The following is a 23,409-nucleotide window of genomic DNA, read 5'->3' on the forward strand; positions in this document are numbered from 1 at the left end:
AGAAAACCTCCAAGGCCAATTATTATTTTAAAGGGTTAATTCCTGTATAATTAAAAGGAGTTATCTTTTTCAAATCGACTTTTAATTCATCACTAACATTTAAAGAATCAATGAACTCAGCAAGTGATAACTGGGTAATTTCTTGATTACCTCTGGTCAGTGCTTTCAGTGCTTCGTAAGGTTCCGGATATGCTTCTCTTCTTAAAATTGTTTGTATCGCCTCAGAAACTACTGCCCAATTTTGATCTAGGTCGTATTCTATAGCCTGTTGATTAAGTTCGAGTTTTGACATTCCTTTTTCTAAGGACTTTAACGCTATATATAAATGGCCAACAGGAACTCCGATGTTCCTAAGTACAGTTGAATCTGTAAGGTCTCTTTGAAGTCTAGATATAGGAAGTTTAGAAGCGAGGTGTTCGAATATAGCATTCCCTATACCTAGGTTACCTTCAGCATTTTCAAAGTCAATTGGATTTACCTTGTGTGGCATAGCAGACGATCCTACTTCACCTTTGATCACTTTTTGTTTGAAGTATCCCATAGAGATATACTGCCATACATCTCTACTGAAGTCAATTAGAATAGTGCTAATTCGCTTCAAATTGTCAAATAAAGCTGCCATGTCATCATAGTGCTCAATTTGAGTAGTTGGATAACTTCTTCTCAACCCAAGAATATTGTCTACAAAGTTATTGGCAAATTTATTCCAATCTATTTCAGGATATGCTATATGATGAGCATTCATGTTTCCTGTAGCACCACCAAACTTCGCTCCATATCTGATACTATCTAGCATATTGAGTTGTTGGTTTAACCTTTCTTGAAAGACAAGTATTTCCTTACCAAGATTAGTAGGAGAAGCAGGTTGGCCATGAGTTTTAGCCAACATAGATACGTCCTTCCATGTTTCAGACATTTCAAGTAAAGTAGCTGCTATATTATTTAGCATAGGAATTACTTCATTGTCCATGGCGTGCTTCAGCTGCAATGGAATAGCAGTGTTATTTATATCCTGAGAGGTCAAGCCAAAGTGGATGAATTCTTTGAACTGCTCTAGCCCTAATTCATCAAATCTTTTTTTAATAAAGTACTCTACTGCTTTTACATCGTGATTGGTAGTTTTTTCTATTTCCTTGATCTCAGTAGCATCAGCTTCACTAAACTCAACAACAATTTGTCTAAGTTTTCCAAATACACTGCTATCTACCTTTTCGAGTTGAGGAAGGGGGTGCTGACATAAAGCAATAAAATATTCAATTTCTACATGAACTCTATATTTGATCAGCCCATATTCAGAGAAATATTCTGCCATGCTAGCAGTATGTCTTCTATATCTACCATCGACCGGTGAAATAGCTGTCAGTGTATTTAAATGCATTATACTGTGGTTTAGTCCCAAAAAATTTGGGGTTATAAATTGAACTGTAAAACTAGGTAAAGTGAAGCAGCCAAAGTAATGTTTATATGATAGTTAAGGCTTTTATAAAAGTCAATTTCCATTGTTTAGATAATGGTTGGTACAAATCAACTTTACTGTAATATCTAAATTCATTCGGTGATCTATTGGCGCTTGTATATGAATTGTTAACACTAAAGCAATTGCGCTTATGCCCATCTTCACATAAAAACTAAAATAGGAGTGGACTTTTGAATTCGCTCCTATTTTAATTCATCTTTATAAAGGTTTGATAGAAATTATTTATTTCTAAACAGCTCCATAGGAAATCATAGCATCTGCTACTTTTACAAAACCAGCGATATTAGCGCCTTTAACATAATTGATAGAGCCATCAGGTTCTGTCCCATATGCTACACATTTATTATGAATGTTGGACATGATGTTTTTAAGTTTTTCGTCTACTTCTTCGCGTGTCCAAGAGAGTCGGAGTGAGTTTTGACTTTGCTCAAGACCAGATACGGCTACACCACCTGCATTAGAGGCCTTGGCTGGTCCATAAAGAACACCTGCTGACTGGAATGCATGAGCTGCATCTAATTCTGTAGGCATATTAGCTCCTTCCGCTACAGCCATGACTCCATTTTCAATCAGAGTTTTAGCTTCACTCAAATTCAGTTCGTTTTGTGTTGCACATGGAAACGCCAAATCGCATGCTACACTCCACGGCCTTTTACCTGAATGGTATTCACAGCCATATTTTTCTGCATATTCAGAGATTCTGCCCCTTCTGACAATTTTTAGATCTTTAATCCATTCTAGCTTTTCTTCATCAATACCGTCTTTATCATATATGTATCCACCAGAATCTGACAAAGTGACTACTTTCGCCCCAAGTTCGATCAGTTTTTCAGCCGCATAAATAGCGACATTTCCTGACCCTGAAATAACTGCTCGTTTGCCATTAAAGTCTTCTCCAATCATTTCTAGCATATGTTTGGTGAAGTATATACAACCATATCCAGTAGCTTCTGTTCGAATCAAACTACCTCCAAATTCCAATCCTTTACCTGTAAGAACACCAGTAAATTTGTTAGCCAGTCTTTTGTACTGTCCAAACATATAGCTAATCTCTCGAGCACCTACTCCTATATCTCCGGCTGGGATATCTGTATCTTCACCAACATGTCTATGCAGTTCTATCATAAGTGAATGACAAAATCTCATCACTTCACGATCACTTTTGCCTTTTGGATTAAAATTGGAACCACCTTTGGCTCCTCCCATTGGCAATGTGGTTAAACTGTTTTTGAAAGTTTGTTCGAATCCAAGGAATTTTAAGATACTCAAAGTCACTGAAGGGTGAAATCTCATTCCACCTTTATATGGACCGATAGAATTATTGAATTGTACTCTCCATGCTCTATTGGCTCTTAGATTTCCCTGATCATCTTCCCAGGTTACTCTAAAAATTACGACCCTATCTGGTTCGGTCATTCTTTCTAGGATCTGAGATTCTCTATACTTTTTGTTATCTAATATATATGGCATGAGAGACTCCGCTACTTCTTGGACTGCTTGATGAAATTCAGGCTCACCTGGATTTCTTTTGATAAGTCCATTCATGAACTGCTTAGTCTCTTCTGTAGCTAGTGAGCTAGGTGTAATAATGTTTGACATTGATGTCGGGTTTTGTTTTGTATTTTATACGTGTTTTTTAACGTAATCTCAAAAGGTCGTTTCTTTCTGAACCATCAAAAACTTATTTGACGATTTCAACCCCTTTCCAGAATGCGACATACCCTTCGATTTTTTTAGCAAGCTCTGATGCAGAAGGATAATACCACGCTGCGTCTTCGTTTTTTTGTCCGTTTACATTGAGAGTATAGTAACTAGCGACTCCTTTCCAAGGGCAAGTGGTGTGTGTTTTACTTTCGTTAAAGTATTCAGATTTTATACTATCTGAAGGAAAATAGTGATTATTTTCTATGATTACAGTATCATCACTCTCAGCGATTACCTGTCCGTTCCAAATTGCTTTCATGTCTTAACAAATGTTTTTTTCATAAACTGAAATAGGGGAACTAGGGTTCCAAAGTGTCTTGTATTTAAATGAATTGATATAGGTCTTCAACCTTCAAATAGAAACATACCAACATTAAATTGCATTAAAAAGATATTTTTCTTTGGATTGTCAATAGGCATTTTATAATTTTACTCTCCCCACAATCTTATTCACCGAATAATTCTGAACCTGATTAACCATATGTACAATATGGAAAAAAACTCTGCGTTAACTAAACAGGTGTTACAATGAATAAAATAGGTGTCAGCGATAGTGAACTAGTATCACTTTACAAAAACGGAAATGAAATGGCTTTTGAAGAGTTAGTAACTCGACATAAAGCCAGGGTTTTCACTACAATTTATTTGATCGTCAAGGACAAATATGTAGCTGAGGATTTGCTGCAAGATGCTTTTATTAAAGTAGTAAATACCATTAAATCTGGAAAGTACAATGAGGAAGGTAAATTTTTGCCTTGGGTACTTAGAATCGCACATAATCTGGCGATAGATAGTTTTAGGAAGAACAAACGATACCCTACTATCGTACTTGAAGATGGTAGTCGCGTTTTTGACACTATGGAATTTGCAGAAGGGTCAATGGAATCTGTGCAAATCAAAGAAGATACTAATCAGCTATTGAAGCGACTGGTGCAAGAATTACCAGATTCGCAACGTGAAGTGCTTATAATGAGACATTATATGCAAATGAGTTTTCAGGATATCGCAGAGTCCACAAACGTAAGTATAAACACTGCTCTTGGGCGAATGCGCTATGCTTTAATTAATTTGCGCAAAAAGATGGACAAACTAAACATCGCCTATGACAACACTGTTTACCGAACTTGATTTGATGCGCTATATCTATGGTGAATCTTCTGAAACTGAAAAAAGTGAAATCCAAAATGCTGCTATGTTAGATGCGGATTTACAAGAGGAAATCTTCAATCTAGAATTTGCTAAGAGACTCTTAGATAGACTCTCTTTTGACACAGCAGATTTATCGATGGAGAAAACATTTAATTATTCTTCGAGTTTTAACACTCAAAGTGCACATTAATAATGTATAGATAAACAAATGAGCCTGATTCGATAGAGTCAGGCTCATTTGTTTATCTATAATATGGCTACGCTGGTCATTAAAAAAATCTCATCCATCGTAAACATTTTTATTCGTTTTATAGTCCTATTATATTAGTACTAACCACGAATTGGAGAATGGATAGTAAGAGTTCGATATTGTATGTAGATGATGAAGAGATTAATAGATACATCTTTGAGATGTTGTTACAATCTACTTTTAATGTTTACAAAGCGGATTCTGGACAGGGTGCTTTAGAAATTCTCTCAGAAAATCCAGAAATAAAATTGGTGATTACAGACTGGAGCATGCCTAAAATGGATGGCTTATCTTTTGCTCGTAAAGCCAAGTCACTTTTTAAGGATAAAAAAATCATGATGCTATCCGCATACATGAAAAATAGAGAAATTGATGATGCAATAGCCAATGGCGTCTTAAAGGCTTATTTTTCAAAACCTCTTGATCGTGAAAGTTTTCTTACTAAAACCAAAGAGTTGGGTTTATTAAATTAAGGGTAAACGGTCTTTTCCTGTTATTAGCCAATTGAAATAAATATTGTGCTATCATTTTTCCTTTTTAAATTTGGTAGTGTCTCTAACAGAAATTGTTGATCTATGAAAAAACCGATACTTTATGTAGATGATGAAGAAATGAATTTAGAGCTATTTGATATGCTTCTTAATCATAACTTCAAGGTTTTCAAAGCCAATTCTGTAGATCAGGCACTTGAACTACTAGATGTGCATGATGACATCGAGGTAATATTTACCGACTGGAGAATGCCTAACCGGGACGGTTTAGAACTTGCCCGAGAAGCTAGTGAAAAATTCGATAAGCATATTATTATGATATCTGCCTTCATGAGAAATAGTGAAATAGACAGGGCTATAGAAGAAGGGTATTTAAGCGGTTATTTGCCAAAACCATTTGATCGTCAAAGAATAATAACAGAGGTCGATAAACTCACACAACTTCATTAATCTGGTTTATTGATAAATGAGGTTACATTTGTCAAATGATATTTAGAAAATCACTACTTTTTTTTCTTTTCTTTTCTGCTGCATTATCTGCACACTCGAAAGACAAAAATAATTGGGTCATAAATCTTAAAGGAGATACTATCCGCGCAAGGATGTATATAGATATGAGAGATAAGTATGATCATGATCGTATCAGGGTCAAAGCCGATTCTGGAAAGTTTACGATGATGCCTTGGCAAATAAAACGTGCCCATCTTAATGGTTTTGATTACATACCTATAAAGTTGAATCAGAAACAACAGTTTGGTGAAGTTGTAAGTGAAGGCTTCTTGAGCCTTTATCATGTAAGAGGTACCGATGGAGAAACATCTACACAATTTATTCAAAAGGTATTGGTAAAAAGAACAGGAGAGCAACTAATGGTTTCTTTGCTTACTTTCAAAAGGGTTACAAAGAAGTTTCTAGAAGATTGCGTGGTTAATTCAAAAGTTGAAGAAGCGGGAAACTACAAGATCAAAAACATACAAGAAATAGTGAATGAATATAATTCATGTATGGATAATCGTACTGTAGCGTTGTTCACAAAGGAGGATGTTGATAAAGACATAGCAGATTTTAAAGTTTTAATTCAAAGAATTCGAGAAAGTCAAATTGCGGATAAGGAAGATCTTGTTGAAATGATTAATGATGTGCAAGGGAAAGTCAACATTGGAAAGAATGTACCAACATATCTTATTAACTCAATACATTCTATTTTGAATCAAGATGATAAATTGAGTCAAGAATTCAATAAACTTCTAGAAAAGTATAATCGATGAGAGTAACCCTTTTTGTACTTCTTTTTGCGCTTTCATTTTCGATACATGCCAAGGATTATGTTTTGACCAAAGAGGGCAAGACTCTTGAAGGGAAAGTTTATTTTGATTTAAAAGGTCGATATGGCCAAGACAAAGTTGCTGTAAAGAACGACGAAGGTTTGACCAAGTTAGCGGCATATGATGTTGAAAAGGTCGAATTGGACGGAGAGGAATATGTTACAGTAAAAATTAAGAAACATCATTATTATGCTAAAGTAATAGAGAAAGGAGTTTTGAACTATTACTTGATGGTCGATCCAAATAAAACAAAGCGCCTTGATTTTGACACTAAGACATTGTTTAAAGAAGGCTGGAAACCGTTAGAGATTTCTGCTCAAGGATTTAAGTCGAAATTAAAGGCAATGGTTGCAGAATGCAGTGATGTTTTAGCTAAAGTGAGTGCTAAAGGGTTTTCAAAAAATAACTTAGCCCAGATAGTCGTTCAGTACAATGACTGTGTGATGGATATCCAAGCTAAACAGCTCATTGATGCTGAGAGCCTAAATAAGTTAAATCAACAAGATGCTTTGACATTTCAAGCATTAGTAGCCGAAGTAGCAGATAGTGACTTAGAAAATAAGTCAGAAGTCAACGAAATGCTAAGGGATGTTATTAAAAGGTTAGATAATAAGGAAGAGGTCCCAGGCTATCTTAAAAACGCACTTTTAAATAGTTTCAAAGGGCATGAAGATTGGAAAGAGATGTTTATTAAACTGATTAATTAATTTTCTCGCAAAGTATTCCAGTGTTGGTTCCGTCCATTAAGGTCGTAGCAAAAATGTACAACTGACCACCTTCTTTTAAACCTGTTTTTTTCCGAATATTAGAGACATCTTGTGGATAGTTTCTAACAGTTAAGTTGGCTTTCATTGATGGTATTTCAGCTTTTAACTTTTTTTTATTTAAAGCAATTTGTTTGAGTATTTTAAAGGAACGCCCAGGGAAATTAGGAATTATTTCGGGGCTAGAATACAGATGAGAGTTTCGATGAAGTTTAGTTAATCCAAGCTTATTTGAAATACTATTGAATCCACCAGCTTTCATGATTGAAGCGTTAGGTTCATAGAGATAGTTAGACGGCATAGAGAATGATGGAACTTCTTCCTCTTCTTTTTTGGAAAATAGGAATAATTGAGTGCCGCCATTTTTTAGTAGATTGATTGTATGAAAAGTAACAGGGCGCGGTTCTTTTGTAATTATGAAAAGAAGTTCTTTGCATTCATTGTCAACTGAAACAGTGTGTATTTCATTTACTGAGTTTAGTTGATTCATAGCCTGTTCTATATCTAGCATAGGAGAAAGCTTCACTATTAATTTAGCATTCCGTTTCTCAATTTCTGGTAAGATCTTAGTTAAATCAGGCTGGCAGTCAGAAAGAGCAAAGACTTTTTTATTGTTTTCATCCCTTCTGGCTGGATCTATATAATAGACTTTCGCGGCTGTTTTTTCGTTTTTGAGATAGTTTTCAGCGCTATTATGTATACAAGTTATCTCTGCGTTAAGAGCTTTATAATTGGATAAGGCTAGTTGAGATAATTCTGGATTTTTCTCAACATGAATAGTTTTTTTGACTCTTTGAGAAAAGAAATAGGTGTCAATACCAAACCCTCCAGATAAATCGGTGAGTGAGTCCCTTTCTTCAACCAGTTGAGCTTTGTATCGAGCAGTAGCTTCGGATGAACATTGCTCCATTGAGACACCATGAGGAAATATGACATCTGGAATTTTATAGAGTGAAGGTAACTTGGTTATTGCCTTTTGACGAGATTTTATTTGTGCGGCAATAAGTTGGATTGGAAGGCTAGGGAATTTAGATGCTGATAAAACTAAAGAGACAGGATCTTCTTTCTCATGTTTTTTGATGAAAGATTGAATATCCTGCCGCCTTAATTCTTGCACTGTGAGTGATTAGAATACGAGATTTTTCTCACTGATAAACTCTGCAATTTGAACTGCGTTTGTAGCTGCCCCTTTTCTTAAGTTATCTGCTACAATCCAAAGGTTCAATGCGTTTTCTCTAGATTCATCATTTCTGAATCTACCAACAAATACTTCATCCTTTTTGTGAGCTGTCAGAGGCATTGGATATATATTATTAGCCACATCGTCTTGGATGATAAGTCCTGGTACTTTAGAAAGAATTTCCTTCACCTCTTTCATATCATATGGATTATCAAACTCAATGTTAACAGCTTCTGAGTGACCTCCCATGGTAGGTATTCTTACAGCGGTAGCGGTCACTTTTACGTTTTCGTCTCCAAGTATCTTGACCGTTTCATTTGTCATCTTCATTTCTTCCTTTGTGTATCCATTATCTTGGAATACATCAATATGAGGAAGTACGTTCATGTCTATTTTATGTGGGTAGATCATTTCAGGAGTCTTACCTGCTCTTTCTGCCATCATTTGATCAACAGCTCCTTTACCTGACCCAGTGACTGACTGGTATGTAGAGACTACAACTCTATTAATACCATATTTTTTATGAAGAGGTCCTAGGACCAGTACCATTTGTATAGTAGAACAGTTGGGGTTTGCAATTATTCTATCATCCATCATAATCGTTTCCCCATTAATTTCAGGGACGATCAATTTCTTAGATGGATCCATTCTCCATGCTGAAGAGTTATCAATCACGATGGTTCCAGCTTTTGCAAATTGAGGTGCCCATTCAAGAGAGGTACTTCCTCCTGCTGAGAAAATGGCAACGTCTGGCTTAGCAGCGACTGCATCTTCTAGCCCAATGACCGTATAGGTCTTGCCGTTGTACTCAACTTCTTTGCCTACAGATCTGGCTGAAGCAACCAACAACAATTCATCGTACTGAAAGTTTCTTTCTTGGAGCACTTCTAGGATTTCGTTTCCTACAAGTCCAGTAGCTCCGACAACTGCTAATTTCAATTTCTTTTCTATTTATGTTAATAAATGGATTGCAAAAGTAGCACTTTCATAGAGATATCATTAGCTAGCTGATAAGAGTCATTAATTATAAGTTCTATATTGAACGAAATGTTAAGATATTAACTTAATATTGAAAAGCTGAAGTTATTCTAACGAATAGTATTCTTAAAACAGCTTCTGATGTACCTAACTTGCCTTTAAACTTTAAGTCTATGTTTAATTATCTAACCAAGTGGATGCGTAGCCGATTTGGCTTTACGAAACATGAAATTCAAGGGATGTTTGTTTTAATTCCTTTGATGACTATTATTCTTTTTATCCCAAAAGGGTATAAGATGCTTTTGAAGTATTATTACCCGCATGATTTTTTGGAAGAGAAAGCTGCTTTGGAGGCTTGGAAGAAAGAAATTATTCTTACTCCTATTCAAGAACCGGAGGTTGTTTTACCCAAAATATCGCCTCAATACTTCAATCCGAATACTATTAGTAAAAGCGAATTCATAAAACTTGGTTTCAAAGAATATGTAGCAGATCGATTAATCAAATACCGTCGGAGTGGTGGTGTGTTTAAGAAAAAGAAAGATTTGATGAAGATTTATGGGATTAATAAAAGCTTAGTGAAGTCATATTTTAAATACATTATTATCCCAGATTCTAAGAAAACAGAACTAAGACTTGAATACAACAAAACTAATGTCGAAAACACATCTAATTCATTTTTAAAAGAAGATGCTGTAGTAATAAACCTGAATACAGCGGATACCACGGAATTACAATCTATTGTAGGTGTAGGAAAGTATTGGTCCTCAAGAATCGTGAAGTATAGAGAAGCCCTAGGTGGATTTGTGGACAAAAGTCAGATCAAAGAGATGTATGGAATTAAACCCGATTTGGCTGATAGAATTATAGATCAAATATCTCTGCAAGAGATAGAGATTAAAAAAGTTGATTTGAATACAGATTCAGTTAAAGTTTTAGCAAGACATCCATACATATCCTACAAGGATGCTAATAGCATATTGAGATACAAGAAACAACATGGAGAATATCAATCAGTGGATCAGATTAAGAATATCATATCTATATCTGATTCTGTATTTTCTAAAATATCACCTTATCTAGAAGTTAGAAAATGAAGTTCACTTAGTGAATAGATAATAGTATAAATATCTCAATGATTCAATGTATTTTAGACGAGTATGGAGGAAATACTCAAGTCATATTTACGTCGCCTTACAAATCTCTCTGGGAATAATCGTTCGTTGCTTTTGCTCAAATTGACTACTGAGCAATTCATGGATGTACATGATTTCGATTATGCATTGAAAGAACCATCATTTAAGATTCTAGAGAAAATCATTGCTCGGAAGACTAATATTCCATTGTGTACTATTCAAGATAGTAGAGATGGAGATAGTAATAAACTTTCTAAGCGACTTAAAAAACTTACTAGAATTGATAATCTAGTGTATGAAGAGCGTGGAGCTAGGGATCTTTATCTTGGTTGGCCTATCGTTAAGGGAAAGTTTTCGGATGGGACTATTGTAAGATGCCCATTAATGTTTTTTCCTGTTTCTATTACATCGGATCACAAGAACTGGTTAGTTCATGTTCGTAAGGATGTAAATATTACAATGAATAAATCATTCTTACTGGCATATGCTTATTTCAACGGATTGACTCCGAATGAGACGTTGTTAGAAAGAGTGTTTGATGATTTTGATCGAGAAAGTACAGGGTTTAAAACGGATCTCTATGAACTACTTAAGAAAGAAAATTTAGAGGTTAATTTCAATCAAGATAATTTTCAGGACGTTCTTAAGTCCTTCGATTCGGTCAAAAAATTAGAGCTTGAGAACTTTGAGAAAGAAGGAGAATTAAAGTTATTTCCACAAGCCATTATTGGGATATTTCCTCAAGCAGGGTCTTATCTCGTTCCAGATTATATGACCATGCTGGAAAGACCTCCAGAAAATGTAGAGTCGTTTTTCAAGGAAAGGAATTTAGATACTACAGATGATCTAGATACATCCTACTATCGTTTTCTTAAAAAAGTTAAAGAGGATCAAACTTATGCCCCTTTTAAACTAGACGCATATCAGGAGAATGCACTGAAAGCTATAAAAAAAGGGAATTCGGCAGTAGTACAAGGTCCTCCAGGTACTGGGAAATCACAATTGATATGTAATCTAATAGCAGATTATATAGCTAGAGGAAAGAATGTTCTTCTTGTTAGCCAAAAACGTGCTGCTTTAGATGTCGTTTTTGAACGATTAGAAGAGAAGCAACTCGGAGAGTTTTTAGGGTTATTACACGATTTTAAAAATGATCGTAAACCGATTTATCAACAGATAGAAAAGCAGATTAGTCATCTAGAGGACTATAGGTCTATGAATAATTCTTTAGATGCTATTCAGATTGAAAGAAATTTCTTGAAAACGAGTAGGCTGATAGATCAGCTAGAGGAGGAATTAGAAGAATTCAAGGCAGCTCTATTTGATACAACCGAATGTGGACATTCTATTAAGGAGCTTTATTTGACATCTAGTCCTCATCGTCAGAGCATTCCGCTCAATCAAGAATATAGATTTTTTAAAGTGGGTGACATATCTGCTTTTAAACGCAAATTGAAATACTATAGTATATATGCTGAACAATTTGAAAATGAAAACCATCCCTGGTTTAGGAGGTTATCCTTTGCTTCTTATGGTGTAAAAGAGAGGCAGGTTTTGTCTGATTATATCAATGAAATAGAACCATACATTAATGTACTGGAAATAGTAACAAAGAAAGCTGTAGGGAAGAAAATTCTATTTGGTGATGTAGCGGAGATAATCCGTAAGAAGTCCGATATCGTGCATTTAGCCTCGTTACTAAAAGATAAGCAAGCCTTCAGAGGCCTTGTGAAACTACTGAAATCTGAGCCTAATCGAGTAGAAAAGAAAGAAATTGCCGAAATAGAAAAGACAACCTTACAATTTTTTGATGGCGAAGGGCCCGAATTGTCACTGGAATCTCAAGAGCTAGGTAGGTTTCAGGAAGTATTAGAAAGAGGTTTAGCAGCTAAGGGCAACTTGCTCAAATGGTTCTGGTGGAAGTTTTTTTCAAAAGACAAAATTTTCATTACACGAGTATTGGTTGCCAATAAATTGAAGAATAGTCGCGAAGCATTCAATATTCTGGTTGAAAAAGTTGATAATAGATTGAACCTTGAACACAATTTGACGGGTTTAATCAAACTTAAAGGCCTGCTTGAACTTCCATCTAAATTCAGAAAGATTGATATACAGAATTGGTTTTTCTATCAGAAGCAGGCTATTGAAGCTAGAGATCTGCTTAGAAATATAAGACAACTCAATGACTATATTTCAGCTGAAAATTTGGATGGTGTAGAGTATGTGAAGAAGCTTGAAAGTCTTTTAGTGGCTCTAGAACCAATTGAAGAAAAGCTTTCACATTGGGAAAAATACTTTTCTATTGCACATCTACGTCAGATTTTTGGTAAACATGTGGATATGAAGAAGCTAGACAAGTCTCTTCATTTGGATTTCGACTCTCTTTGTGAATATGACAAGCTAAAAGAAGAACTTTCACATGAAGAAAAAAGGGTCATTGAAAAAATTCAAGAGGAGCTCCCTAGTGCAAATGCAGATCAATGGGTAAAACTTTTTGATAACTCTTTAAAACTTGCTTGGATTGACCACATAGAGATTAAATATCCGGTTTTACGTACAGTCAGCTCACAAAAATTTGAGCAGATGCAACTAGACTTACAAAATGCAGTTTCTGAAAAGTTCCGACTTAGCAATGAAATTTTACTCATTAAGTCTCGAGAAAGAGTATATAAGAATGTAGAGTATAACCGTCTCAATAATATGGTGACCTATCGAGATGTATATCATCAGGTTACTAAAAAACGTCGTATTTGGCCTGTTAGAAAATTGATTGCCAATTATCCAAGGGAGATTTTTGATTTAATACCTTGTTGGTTAGCTTCTCCAGAGTCTGCTTCTGCTATTTTTCCGATGGAGAAAGTTTTCGATCTAGTGATTTTTGATGAGGCTTCACAATGCTTTGTAGAGAAAGGAATACCTGCCATGTACAGAGGTAAACAAGTCGTAGTTGCAGGAGATTCTAAACAGTTAAAACCTAATGACCTGTACCAAGTAAGGTGGGAAGAGGAAAACCAAGAAGAGATTCCTGAATTGGACTTTGATTCTTTATTGAATCTTGCTGGCAAGCATCTTATGCAAGTTCAGCTCAATGGGCACTATCGAAGTAAGAATCTAGATTTGATTCGATTCTCTAATGAACATTTTTATGATAATCGATTGGATATGTTGCCGGATTGTAATGATCTTAATCAAGGTGACAGAGCAATCGAGTACATCAAGGTAGAAGGGGTCTGGCACAAGAACAAAAATAAAGTTGAAGCAGACAGAATTGTTGAGTTGGTTAAGCAGCTGTTGGAATTAAAACCCAATCTAGAAATTGGTATAGTTACATTTAATGTCCAACAGCAACTACATATTATTGGTCGACTAGAAGAATATTCAGTTGAAAAAAATATTATTCTTCCAGACAATTTAATTGTTAAAAATATTGAGAATATTCAGGGTGATGAGAAAGACGTAATTATTTTCTCTACTGTTTACGCACCTGATTCTTCTGGCCGCATGATCATGAATTTTGGCAGTCTCAATACGGAAGGAGGTGAAAACCGACTCAATGTGGCTATTACTAGGGCAAGGGAAAAGATTTATTTAGTCACGAGTATTTTTCCTCAGCAATTAAACGTAGAACAAGCTAAGTATGCTGGCCCTAGATTATTAAAAAAGTATCTTGAATTTGCTTTTAAAGTATTTGAAGGTAATACAAGGCACGATCGTCAGACAAAATTCGAACATTCCAAAAATTGGTATTTATCTGCGAAGATTAAGGATATTGAATTTAATGAATTTCAACATGTTGATATAGACTCCACTATGCCATATATGGACTTAGCTATTCAACATAAAGACAACTATATAGGAGGCTTATTAACTGATGATGAGCTGTATCATGGAGCTATTAGTGTAAAGGCATCGCATGTTTACAAGCACTATATTTTGAAGTTTAAAAACTGGAATTATCTCAGCTTATTCAGTCGTCAATATTGGTCGAACCCTGATCACTTGAGAGATCAAATCAAAAGATTGATAGGTAGAAACATTAAAGAAGAAGATCAATAATTATTGATCTTCTTCTGGAGATTTTACGACTTTCAGACCAAAGGCCATAATTCCTGGAAGTTCTTCCATTCTCATGAATTGTTTGATTTTAAAAGAATGTTTTCCGGGCATTTCAAACTGATATCCTTTTAAAATTGGAATCTCTCTATCAAAAAGGTCTCCTACACCGTCCCCAAGAGGTTCGCCGGATTTTTTATCAAAAAGCATCAAATTTTGAAGCTCTTCTGATGCAATTGACTGAGTTGAATCTACAAGATAATGAGTTACAAACACATTATAATAAGGGTATTGTACGGCATATCGTACATTGTATGATATGTCGTATTTAATAGATGCATCCTCTATTTCGAAGTCAAATGATGCTAATGAATCAACATTCCATATACCTGCTGGAATATCTTGGTAGCCATCATATATCACATCATTTTTACAAGACGTCAATACGCTAACTAATGTAATTAGTGCTAATGAGTATGTAAGTAGTTTCTTCATTTGATTATTTCTTAGGTTTAGTATTCCTATTTCGATTTCGTCTATTTCCTTGATTTTTAGATCTGTGGTTTTGATTCTTAGGTTGATTGTTTTCTGGGTTCTTGTTTTGTTCTCCTTTAGCTTTTGACTTGTTGTTTTTAGGTTTTGTATTCTCCTTTTGCTGATTAGAGTTATTATTTTGTTTCGAGACAAGGTTATTATTTGTTTTGGATCTATTTCTCCGTCTAGCCTTGTTGTTGGGTTTATTTTTCTTTCGATATTTTTTATCAATACGATCAAGATCATTATTCAATGATAAGAAATCTGCATTGGAAGATTCGATTTCCACCAGCTCTTCTTTAAGAGATTCTGGCTTTTGACCCCGAGCATTCAATTTTTGAATTTCAACTACTCGATCAGTATCTACAGATATCCATGCGTTTTCGTTTTTATATCCGAACCACATGATTTTTCTAAAGATATCGGTCTTTTGTAATCTGGCCTCACCTTTCTCTGTCAAAAGTGGTTTGTCAACTTTTGGAATGTCTCCAAGAGCATCCATATAAGTTTCCAATTCATAATTTAGACAGCATTTAAGACGTCCACATTGACCAGATAGTTTGCTAGGGTTAAGAGAAAGGTTTTGATATCTAGCGGCTGATGTGGAGACACTTTTGAATTCAGATAACCATGTAGAACAGCAAAGTTCTCGACCACAGGACCCGATTCCACCCAGTCTACTTGCTTCCTGACGAAGACTGATTTGACGCATTTCCACACGTATTCTAAACTCTCCAGCCAATTGTTTGATTAATTCTCGAAAGTCTACTCTTTCGTCAGCTGAATAGTAAAATGTAGCTTTAGAATTATCAGCCTGAAACTCAATATCAGTTAACTTCATTTGAAGCTTGAGTTTATCTATAATTTCTCTGGTTCGGAATAGAGTTGTATTTTCTCGATTCTTTGCGGTTTCAAATTTCTCAAGGTCTTTTTGCGTTGCAACACGATAGATACTTCGAATATCATCATTATTCTTAACCTTTTTCTTTTGCATTTGAAGCCTTACTAACTCTCCTTGTAAAGAAATATAGCCAATGTGATGACCATTAGGTACGTCTATCACTACAGGGTCTCCAGGATAAAGCTCTAAATCGTTAGTATTTCTATAGAAATCCTTCCTTCCATTTTTAAATCTAACTTCTAATACGTCAAACGTATCCTCTCGTGGCATATCCATGTTGGATAACCAATCGAATACATTCTTTTTGTTGCAGCCTCCACTATCGCATCCGCCATTTCTATTGCAACCCAGTACGTTACCTTCTGCAGCTGTCAGTGTGCTACAAGAACTACATCCTGACATATGTCTATCATCTAAGTGAGTTACAAATGACTAATGTCACTTTTAATCACAGGTTTATCAATAATCAATCAATTCAAAAACTTGATTCTCTAAATATAAGTAAGAATTAAATTCTTATCGTACTTGACCAAGAGACTCATTTCATTATTAGAAGGGTGGGATTCTCACCCTTTCCAATTAAGAAGGTCTTGCCCTATATCTTTACGCATTGTCATACCATCCCAAGAAATTTTTGACAAATTATCATAGGATAGATTAAGAGCAGATTGGATTGAATCGCCAATTCCTGTTGATGCGAGCACACGACCTCCGTTAGTTACTATTTCTTCACCTGATACTTTTGTTCCAGCATGAAAAACAATTCCTTTCTTTTCTTGACCGAGACCAGTCATTGAATTTCCTTTTTTATAAGAACCAGGGTATCCACCTGAAACTGCCACCACAGTAGTAGCAGTTTCATCGCTAAACTCTATGGTTTCATTAGCAAGCTCTTTTTTAGCTGCTGCTATAAGATGTTGAGTTAAATCAGATTTGATTCTTGGCAATACTACTTCAGTTTCCGGATCTCCCATTCTGACATTGTATTCTACCACTGAAGGCTCTCCATTGTTGTTCATCAGCCCGATGAAAATAAAGCCAACGTAATCAATTCCTTCTTTGTTTAATCCATTTACTGTTGGAATTACCACCTTTTCTTCAACCCGTTTCATGAATTCGGCATCAGCAAAAGGGACTGGTGATACAGCACCCATTCCGCCTGTATTAGGGCCAGTATCTCCCTCACCGATTCTTTTATAATCTTTAGCTTCTGGAAGGATTAAATAATCTTTTCCGTCAGTTAAAACAAAAACGGATAGTTCAATACCATGTAGATACTCCTCTATTACTACTTTGTTACTAGCATCTCCGAATTTGCCTCCTAGCATTTCTTCAAGAGTATCTTTTGCTTCATTTAGGTCTTCGGTAATAATTACACCTTTGCCAGCTGCAAGTCCATCAGCTTTTAATACGAAAGGTCCTTCTAAAGTTTCTAGATATTCTTTTCCATCATTAATATTTAATGAGGTAATAGTTTTAGAACCCGCAGTTGGCACACCATGACGGTTCATGAACTCTTTCGAATAATCTTTACTTCCTTCTAGTTGTGCTCCATCGGCGCTAGGACCGACTACTAGAACTTCAGCTAAGTTTGGTTTACTGTCTATGTAGTTTCTAATTCCTTTAACTAAGGGTTCTTCGGGTCCAACTACAACCATTCCAATATTTTGGTCGATAATAGCTCTTTCTATTTCTTCGAAATCATTAACTCCGATTTCAAGATTCGTAGCCACACTATTAGTACCGGCATTTCCTGGTGCAACAAATAGATCATCACACAAATCACTTTGTTTTATTTTCCAAGCCAGTGCATGTTCTCTTCCGCCTGATCCAATTATTAGAATATTCATGAATTTTTGATTGTTTCCTGATTTATCAGGAGTATTTAAAAACTAATAGCACCGATCCACGATACCATATGGAGCCGCAAAAGTAATTGATCTATCTAGTATCAGCTAACTCTAATTTGCGTATTCAGACATGAATTTGATTCGCATAAGTCTTACTTCCTCTTCAGTGTATCCATCAACTTCTAGTTCGTCCATAGCTTCATCGATATCATCGGTCTCAGCTGTTAAGAAATAGTCCATGATATCATCTTGTCGATCTTCATCGATAAAAGAGTCAATATAGTAATCAAGATTTAATTTGGTTCCAGAGTAAATAATGTGCTCAATTTCTTCTAAAACCTGGTCAAATGAGATGGCTTTAAGATCAGCTATTTCCTCCAAATCCATTTTAGCATCAATCTTTTGAATCAAGAAAATCTTGATTTTTGACTTGTTAACAGCAGATTTGATAACCACGTTTGATGCTGTTTCCAGTTCGTTTTCCTCTACGTACTTCGTTATCAGATCAATAAAAGGTTTTCCGAACTTAGAAACCTTACCCATTCCTACACCATTAATCTGAGCAAGATCATCCTTAGTAGTAGGGTATGCTGTGGCCATTTCTTCAAGAGAAGGATCCTGAAATATAACGTATGGAGGTAAATTCTTTTGCTTTGCTACCTTTTTACGAAGGTCTTTCAGCATGTTGAAAAGTTCCTTGTCGTAAGCCTTATTTTGAGATAAATGACCCGCATCTTCTAAGTTTTCGACATTGTAGTCATGATCTTTAGAAAGCATTACTTCAAAAGGAGACTTTAAGAAATCATGTCCTTTTTTGGTTACTTTCAATACGCCAATATTGACTATGTCTTTTTCTAAAAACTCATTCAAAAGAGTTTGGCGTACTACAGATCTCCAAAAAACTTCAGATTCATCATTTCCCGTACCAAATACATCTAATTTGCTGTGGTCATAACTCTTCACATATTGGCTCTCAATACCTCTGACTACATCAACTATGTGTTTTATGCCAAACCTTTCCTCAGTTTTGATGGCCGTGTCTATTACTTTTTGGATAAATGATTGACCTTCAAATATTTCTTTAGGATGTGCACAATTATCACACATTCCACTGTCTTTGCACTTACTATCATCGTATTCTTCACCAAAATAGTGAAGAAGTTGTTTACGTCTGCAGACTGATGACTCTGCATACGAAGACATCTCTTCCAATAAATGCTTCGCATTTTCACGTTCTGTTACTGGTTTGTCTTTATTGAATTTTTCAAGCTTAATAATGTCATCAAGGGTGTAAAACATTACACATTTTCCTTCAAGACCATCTCTACCAGCTCTACCAGTTTCTTGGTAATACCCTTCTAAAGATTTGGGAGTATCATAGTGAATCACGAATCGGACGTCAGGCTTATCAATCCCCATTCCAAAAGCAATTGTGGCTACAATCACATCGACATCTTCACTTAGGAAGTCATCTTGGTTTTTCATTCTAGTAGCACTTTCAAGACCTGCATGGTAGGGTGCCGCATTGACTCCGTTGACTTTCAGAAATTCTGCAATTTCTTCTACTTTTTTTCTACTCAAGCAGTAGATAACCCCTGATTGCCCTTTAAAATCGTTGATGATTTTAATCAGTTGCTTGTTAACATCTACTTTAGGCCTGATCTCATAAAAAAGATTCGTTCGGTTGAAAGAAGACTTAAAAACATCAGCTTCCTCCATATTTAGATTCTTTTGGATATCCATCTGAACCTTTGGAGTGGCTGTAGCCGTCAGCGCAATTATTGGAATATTTCCTAATTGTTCCATGATGCTCTTAATCCGTCGGTATTCTGGACGGAAGTCATGACCCCATTCAGAAATACAATGCGCTTCGTCAATGGCTGCAAAAGAAATTTTTGCCTCACTTAAGAAAGCAATATTATCTTCTTTTGTTAGGGACTCTGGTGCCACATACAAAAGTTTCACTTCTTCTGATAAAACTCCGTCTTTGACTCTCTTTGAATCAGTTTTATTTAAAGTAGAATTTAGAAACTCTGCTCTGATTCCGAAAGCGTTTAGCTGATCAACTTGATTTTTCATCAATGCTATCAATGGAGAAATAACGATGGCCGTTCCTTCACACATGACAGCTGGTAGCTGATAACAAAGTGACTTTCCTGCTCCCGTAGGCATCAGGACGAAAGTGTTTTTTCCTTTAAGGATGTTGTTGATGATTTGCTCTTGGTTGCCTCTGAAGCTGCTAAAACCAAACGTCTTCTTCAGTTGCTCCTGTAATCCCACATCTTGAGTAATTATCATTTGTCTCAAAATTAAACGGATACATAAATTAACCATTTTATGCTGATTTTCAATCGCTAAACGGCAATTAATGCACCGAACTGCTGCAATAATTTTTTTCTATGACGCTCAAGGCATCAGTTTATTGTAATAATTACGTTACTAATATTTCAAACCAATATTCTTCGTAGTTTTGAAGCCAAATTAACTAATTAAATGAGCTCACAAGTATACGTAGTAATAATGGCTGGCGGTGTCGGAAGTAGGTTTTGGCCGTACAGTCGAAACTCTCGACCGAAGCAATTTATAGACATCCTAGGTACTGGAAAGTCTTTACTTCAGATGACCTACGAGAGGTTTCTAAATACTTCCAACAAAGATAATATATTGGTGGTTACTAACCAGATATATGCTGATCTCGTTAAGGAACAACTTCCAGAAGTTTCAGAAGATCACATATTATGTGAGCCAGATCGTAGAAATACGGCTCCATGTATTGCTTATGCTGCATATAAAATCAAGTCTAAAGACCCCAATGCAGTAATGGTAGTCACTCCGGCAGATCATGCTGTCTTTCAAACCGAAAAATTCACAGAAATCATAGCAAAAGGAATTAAAGCTTCCGATGCTACTGAAAGTTTAGTGACAATAGGAATTACGCCAAATCGTCCAGAAACAGGATATGGATATATTCAATATGAGGAAGGTAATGAGGACGTATCGAAAGTAAAAAACTTCACAGAGAAACCTAATCTCGAAAAAGCAAAACAGTTCTTGGAAAGTGGAGACTTTGTCTGGAATGCGGGGATTTTTATATGGTCGATTGATACTATTACTAAGTCTTTTGGAAAATACCTTCCTGATGTAGCTGAGGCTTTCGAAAAGGCAAATGATTTGTATTATACTGATAAAGAGGAAGGTTATATTAATCCCGCATATAGTGAAATGGAAGGGATATCAATTGACTACGGTATACTTGAGAAATCTCCTAATGTCTATGTGGTTCCTGCTGATTTTGACTGGTCCGATTTAGGTTCATGGAGTTCACTTCATGAAATGAGAGATAAAGATGATAATGATAATGTAGTGGATGGTGAAGCTATTATTATGGATGCCAAGAATAATATCATCAAAAGTGAAACAGATAGGTTGTTGGTATTAGATGACTTGGACGGTTACTTGGTAGGTGACTTCGAAGATGTCTTAATTGTTTGTAAAAAAGATAATGAGGCTAAGTTCAGAGAATATGTAGCTGCGGCAAAAGAAAAAACTGGAAGCAAACACCAATAGAATTTGATTCAACTTTACGAAAGTAAATAATCAAACTTTCGTAAAGTTTAAAATATCAGTATCCCCTCTGTCTTACACATTCATATAAAACAATTCCTGCTGCTACAGAGACATTGAGAGAATCAATTTCACCCCCTATTGGAATTCCTAGTTTGAAATCTGCGATTTCAAGAAGCTCTTCTGAAATTCCATCTTCCTCAGATCCCATGATAATACACGTAGGAATATCGAATTCAGCTTTGTAGATAACATCGTCACCTTTTTCAGTACAAGCTATGATTTGGAAGCCACTATCCTTTAGATATTTTGCCGATTCTACGAGTTCGTATTCTTTACAGATAGAAAGGTAATTTAAGGCTCCAGCAGATGTTTTTACAGCGTCACTATTGATAGCTGCTCCACCTTTTGCAGGGATTACAATTCCGTTTACTCCAGCACATTCAGCAGTACGACAAATAGCTCCAAAGTTTCTAACATCAGTTAATCGATCTAGGATCATCACTAGTGGGGGAGTTCCATCTTCATAACTATTCGCTACTATATTACTAAGTTTTACGAAATCAATGGGTGATGTAAAAGCAACTACTCCTTGATGATTTTTTCTAGTGAATCGGTTAAGCTTTTCAATGGGTACTTTTGACACAGGTACCATTACACCTCTTAAAAGCTGAAGTAATTCCTTTGTTAGGTCATTGTTGAGATCTTTTTGCAAAAAAACCTTGTCAATAGCTTTTCCAGATTTAATTGTTTCGATTACTGCTCGAGTTCCAAAAACCATATTATCTGGTGCTTGAAAGGTATCTCTATTGCCAAAACTTTTTTTTACGTATCTCCTTTTCTCCATTTATCTAACTGACCGTACCAAACATTTGAATACTTCTTATTGCGTTCCAAAACATAAGTGAATCCTGTGATTTCATTTGGAACTTTTGCAAAGCTAAACGTTAATCGACCATTGTATGTATCGTACGTCCATATTTCAGAACCCTCTTGCTTATGTACATCGTCAGGTATACCATAAATTGTAAAAATCATACCTCTATCTGTTTTCCAACCAGCTTTGTAATCTGAGAATAATTCCGTCGCTCGGTTTACCCTTGCATAATAGTTTCGAAGTGTTCTGGCAGCAAGTTTATTTGATGGAATCATAGCAAGCCAAAAATTGTCAAAAGCTAATTGTTTGTTTCTGGCTTTTTCTAGTTTTTCAAACTCCTGTTGTGTGGAGATATACTTTAATGGACCAATTAATTCAGAATGCTCTTTGCTTTTTGGAAAATAAGAGCGTTGACTGTAAAAAGATGCACCTGCTTTGTCACTATTTTCACTTTGGAAATAGAACGAATAGTTTTTGTCTAATACTTTATAATGATATGAAGCTTTATCTTTTCTACTGGCTTCAAACCTTTGCTCTTCTAATTTTTGCTCTGAAAAAGGAGGAGTTGCTGTTTTGAATTTATCTTCAAAAAGTTGTCCGATATATTCGTTTCCTCTTCCAATACTTTCAAAAACTAGAGAATCTTCTTGTTTTATGATGCCAACTGGTGATGCAGGATTTTTAATGATGAATGCAGGGTAAGAATATCCCACTGCGTCCCCGATAGGAATATCAATTACGTATGGCTGAGTAAGAAATTTAAAAAATACAACTAAATACTGATCGTCAGCTACTGAAGGTTTTAATGTAATGTCATAAGTTACGATGTTGCCATTTCCTGATTTGTAGTTGGTAAGCATCTCCACCGGAGAGCCCTTTTTGGTTGTGAATTTTTTTTGAGAAGTAATTTCGAAATTCTTTATGTCATCATTTGCACCCACTTTTCTTAATTCCATATTGATATGAAGTCTATACGTGCCTTCTCTTTCTGCTACTTGGTATTTGAAATTGACGTTAGTGTCTTTGTATAGGTAGCTATAATCCACTTTAGACAGATCTAAGCTACTTGCACAAAAGCTTGCAAGCAGAAAGAAAAAGCCTAATACTGGTCGAAAAATCAGTGTTGTTGACATGAAAACGAATATAGACGATTTTTAGAGTGCAAAGGTGGATAAT

At 35.6% G+C, this 23,409-nt stretch carries 20 protein-coding genes; 9 read left to right on the forward strand and 11 right to left on the reverse strand.

Annotated features, from left to right (window positions below):
- Positions 1-22: 22 nt before the first annotated feature.
- From purB to DKG80_RS16705, 3 genes are all read right to left on the reverse strand, one after another.
- On the reverse strand, positions 23-1,378 hold the full coding sequence (gene purB, locus DKG80_RS16695) for an adenylosuccinate lyase (protein WP_109832513.1): 1,356 nt from the start codon (positions 1,376-1,378) through the stop codon (positions 23-25).
- 327 nt (positions 1,379-1,705) lie between these two features.
- Complete coding sequence (gene gdhA / locus DKG80_RS16700) at positions 1,706-3,076, reverse strand: NADP-specific glutamate dehydrogenase (RefSeq protein WP_109832514.1); 1,371 nt, start codon at positions 3,074-3,076, stop codon at positions 1,706-1,708.
- An 82-nt stretch (positions 3,077-3,158) separates the two neighbouring features.
- Positions 3,159-3,440 carry a DUF427 domain-containing protein gene (locus tag DKG80_RS16705; RefSeq protein ID WP_109832515.1) on the reverse strand — a complete coding sequence of 94 codons (282 nt, stop codon included), beginning with the start codon at positions 3,438-3,440 and terminating at the stop codon, positions 3,159-3,161.
- Positions 3,441-3,709: 269 nt separating this feature from the next.
- On the opposite strand from DKG80_RS16705, the gene DKG80_RS16710 reads away from it, so the two are divergent.
- The 6 genes from DKG80_RS16710 to DKG80_RS16735 all read left to right on the forward strand — a co-directional run bounded on the left by DKG80_RS16710 (position 3,710) and on the right by DKG80_RS16735 (position 7,103).
- Positions 3,710-4,309, forward strand: a complete 600-nt coding sequence (locus DKG80_RS16710) for an RNA polymerase sigma factor (protein WP_109832516.1) — start codon at positions 3,710-3,712, stop codon at positions 4,307-4,309.
- Entirely contained in the window at positions 4,284-4,520 is a 237-nt protein-coding gene (locus DKG80_RS16715) for a hypothetical protein (protein ID WP_109832517.1), read from the forward strand. Before DKG80_RS16710 ends, DKG80_RS16715 begins: the two co-directional genes overlap by 26 nt.
- A 158-nt stretch (positions 4,521-4,678) precedes the next feature.
- On the forward strand, positions 4,679-5,053 hold the full coding sequence (locus DKG80_RS16720; protein WP_109832518.1) for a response regulator: 375 nt from the start codon (positions 4,679-4,681) through the stop codon (positions 5,051-5,053).
- Between the two features lie 102 nt (positions 5,054-5,155).
- The gene (locus DKG80_RS16725) at positions 5,156-5,521 is read left to right on the forward strand and encodes a response regulator (RefSeq protein ID WP_109832519.1); all 366 of its coding nucleotides are present in this window, start codon (positions 5,156-5,158) and stop codon (positions 5,519-5,521) included.
- A gap of 35 nt (positions 5,522-5,556) precedes the next feature.
- Entirely contained in the window at positions 5,557-6,339 is a 783-nt protein-coding gene (locus DKG80_RS16730; protein ID WP_109832520.1) for a hypothetical protein, read from the forward strand.
- Entirely contained in the window at positions 6,336-7,103 is a 768-nt protein-coding gene (locus DKG80_RS16735; RefSeq protein WP_109832521.1) for a hypothetical protein, read from the forward strand. Before DKG80_RS16730 ends, DKG80_RS16735 begins: the two co-directional genes overlap by 4 nt.
- Here DKG80_RS16735 and DKG80_RS16740 read toward each other — a convergent pair.
- Positions 7,096-8,277: a THUMP-like domain-containing protein gene (locus tag DKG80_RS16740; protein WP_109832522.1), complete on the reverse strand. Its 1,182-nt coding sequence runs from the start codon at positions 8,275-8,277 to the stop codon at positions 7,096-7,098. The two genes, DKG80_RS16735 and DKG80_RS16740, sit on opposite strands and share 8 nt — an antisense overlap.
- Positions 8,278-8,286: 9 nt before the next feature.
- Entirely contained in the window at positions 8,287-9,279 is a 993-nt protein-coding gene (locus DKG80_RS16745; RefSeq protein WP_109832523.1) for an aspartate-semialdehyde dehydrogenase, read from the reverse strand.
- 212 nt (positions 9,280-9,491) lie between these two features.
- On the opposite strand from DKG80_RS16745, the gene DKG80_RS16750 reads away from it, so the two are divergent.
- A complete protein-coding gene (locus DKG80_RS16750; protein WP_109832524.1) occupies positions 9,492-10,415 on the forward strand; it encodes a helix-hairpin-helix domain-containing protein in 924 nt (307 codons plus the stop codon).
- Positions 10,416-10,478: 63 nt separating this feature from the next.
- Positions 10,479-14,510 (forward strand): AAA domain-containing protein, encoded by a 4,032-nt coding sequence (locus DKG80_RS16755; RefSeq protein ID WP_109832525.1) that lies wholly within the window; start codon positions 10,479-10,481, stop codon positions 14,508-14,510.
- Here the strand turns inward: DKG80_RS16755 and DKG80_RS16760 are convergent, their stop codons facing one another.
- The 4 genes from DKG80_RS16760 to recQ all read right to left on the reverse strand — a co-directional run bounded on the left by DKG80_RS16760 (position 14,511) and on the right by recQ (position 20,090).
- On the reverse strand, positions 14,511-15,002 hold the full coding sequence (locus tag DKG80_RS16760; protein ID WP_109832526.1) for a gliding motility lipoprotein GldH: 492 nt from the start codon (positions 15,000-15,002) through the stop codon (positions 14,511-14,513).
- Positions 15,003-15,006: 4 nt separating this feature from the next.
- Complete coding sequence (gene ricT, locus DKG80_RS16765; RefSeq protein ID WP_109832527.1) at positions 15,007-16,344, reverse strand: PSP1 domain-containing protein; 1,338 nt, start codon at positions 16,342-16,344, stop codon at positions 15,007-15,009.
- A gap of 164 nt (positions 16,345-16,508) precedes the next feature.
- A complete protein-coding gene (gene purD, locus DKG80_RS16770) occupies positions 16,509-17,792 on the reverse strand; it encodes a phosphoribosylamine--glycine ligase (protein WP_109832528.1) in 1,284 nt (427 codons plus the stop codon).
- Between the two features lie 111 nt (positions 17,793-17,903).
- Positions 17,904-20,090: a DNA helicase RecQ gene (gene recQ, locus DKG80_RS16775; protein WP_109832529.1), complete on the reverse strand. Its 2,187-nt coding sequence runs from the start codon at positions 20,088-20,090 to the stop codon at positions 17,904-17,906.
- Between the two features lie 195 nt (positions 20,091-20,285).
- On the opposite strand from recQ, the gene DKG80_RS16780 reads away from it, so the two are divergent.
- Positions 20,286-21,359, forward strand: a complete 1,074-nt coding sequence (locus DKG80_RS16780) for a mannose-1-phosphate guanylyltransferase (RefSeq protein ID WP_109832530.1) — start codon at positions 20,286-20,288, stop codon at positions 21,357-21,359.
- Positions 21,360-21,414: 55 nt separating this feature from the next.
- Here DKG80_RS16780 and rlmB read toward each other — a convergent pair whose 3' ends face one another.
- Together rlmB and DKG80_RS16790 are read right to left on the reverse strand one after the other, a co-directional pair.
- Positions 21,415-22,203: a 23S rRNA (guanosine(2251)-2'-O)-methyltransferase RlmB gene (rlmB, locus tag DKG80_RS16785; protein WP_109832531.1), complete on the reverse strand. Its 789-nt coding sequence runs from the start codon at positions 22,201-22,203 to the stop codon at positions 21,415-21,417.
- On the reverse strand, positions 22,182-23,366 hold the full coding sequence (locus DKG80_RS16790) for a GWxTD domain-containing protein (protein ID WP_109832532.1): 1,185 nt from the start codon (positions 23,364-23,366) through the stop codon (positions 22,182-22,184). Before DKG80_RS16790 ends, rlmB begins: the two co-directional genes overlap by 22 nt.
- Positions 23,367-23,409: the final 43 nt, after the last annotated feature.

Origin of the sequence: Reichenbachiella versicolor, from assembly GCF_003171675.1 — a bacterium.
In the GTDB taxonomy this organism is placed as follows: domain Bacteria; phylum Bacteroidota; class Bacteroidia; order Cytophagales; family Cyclobacteriaceae; genus Reichenbachiella; species Reichenbachiella versicolor.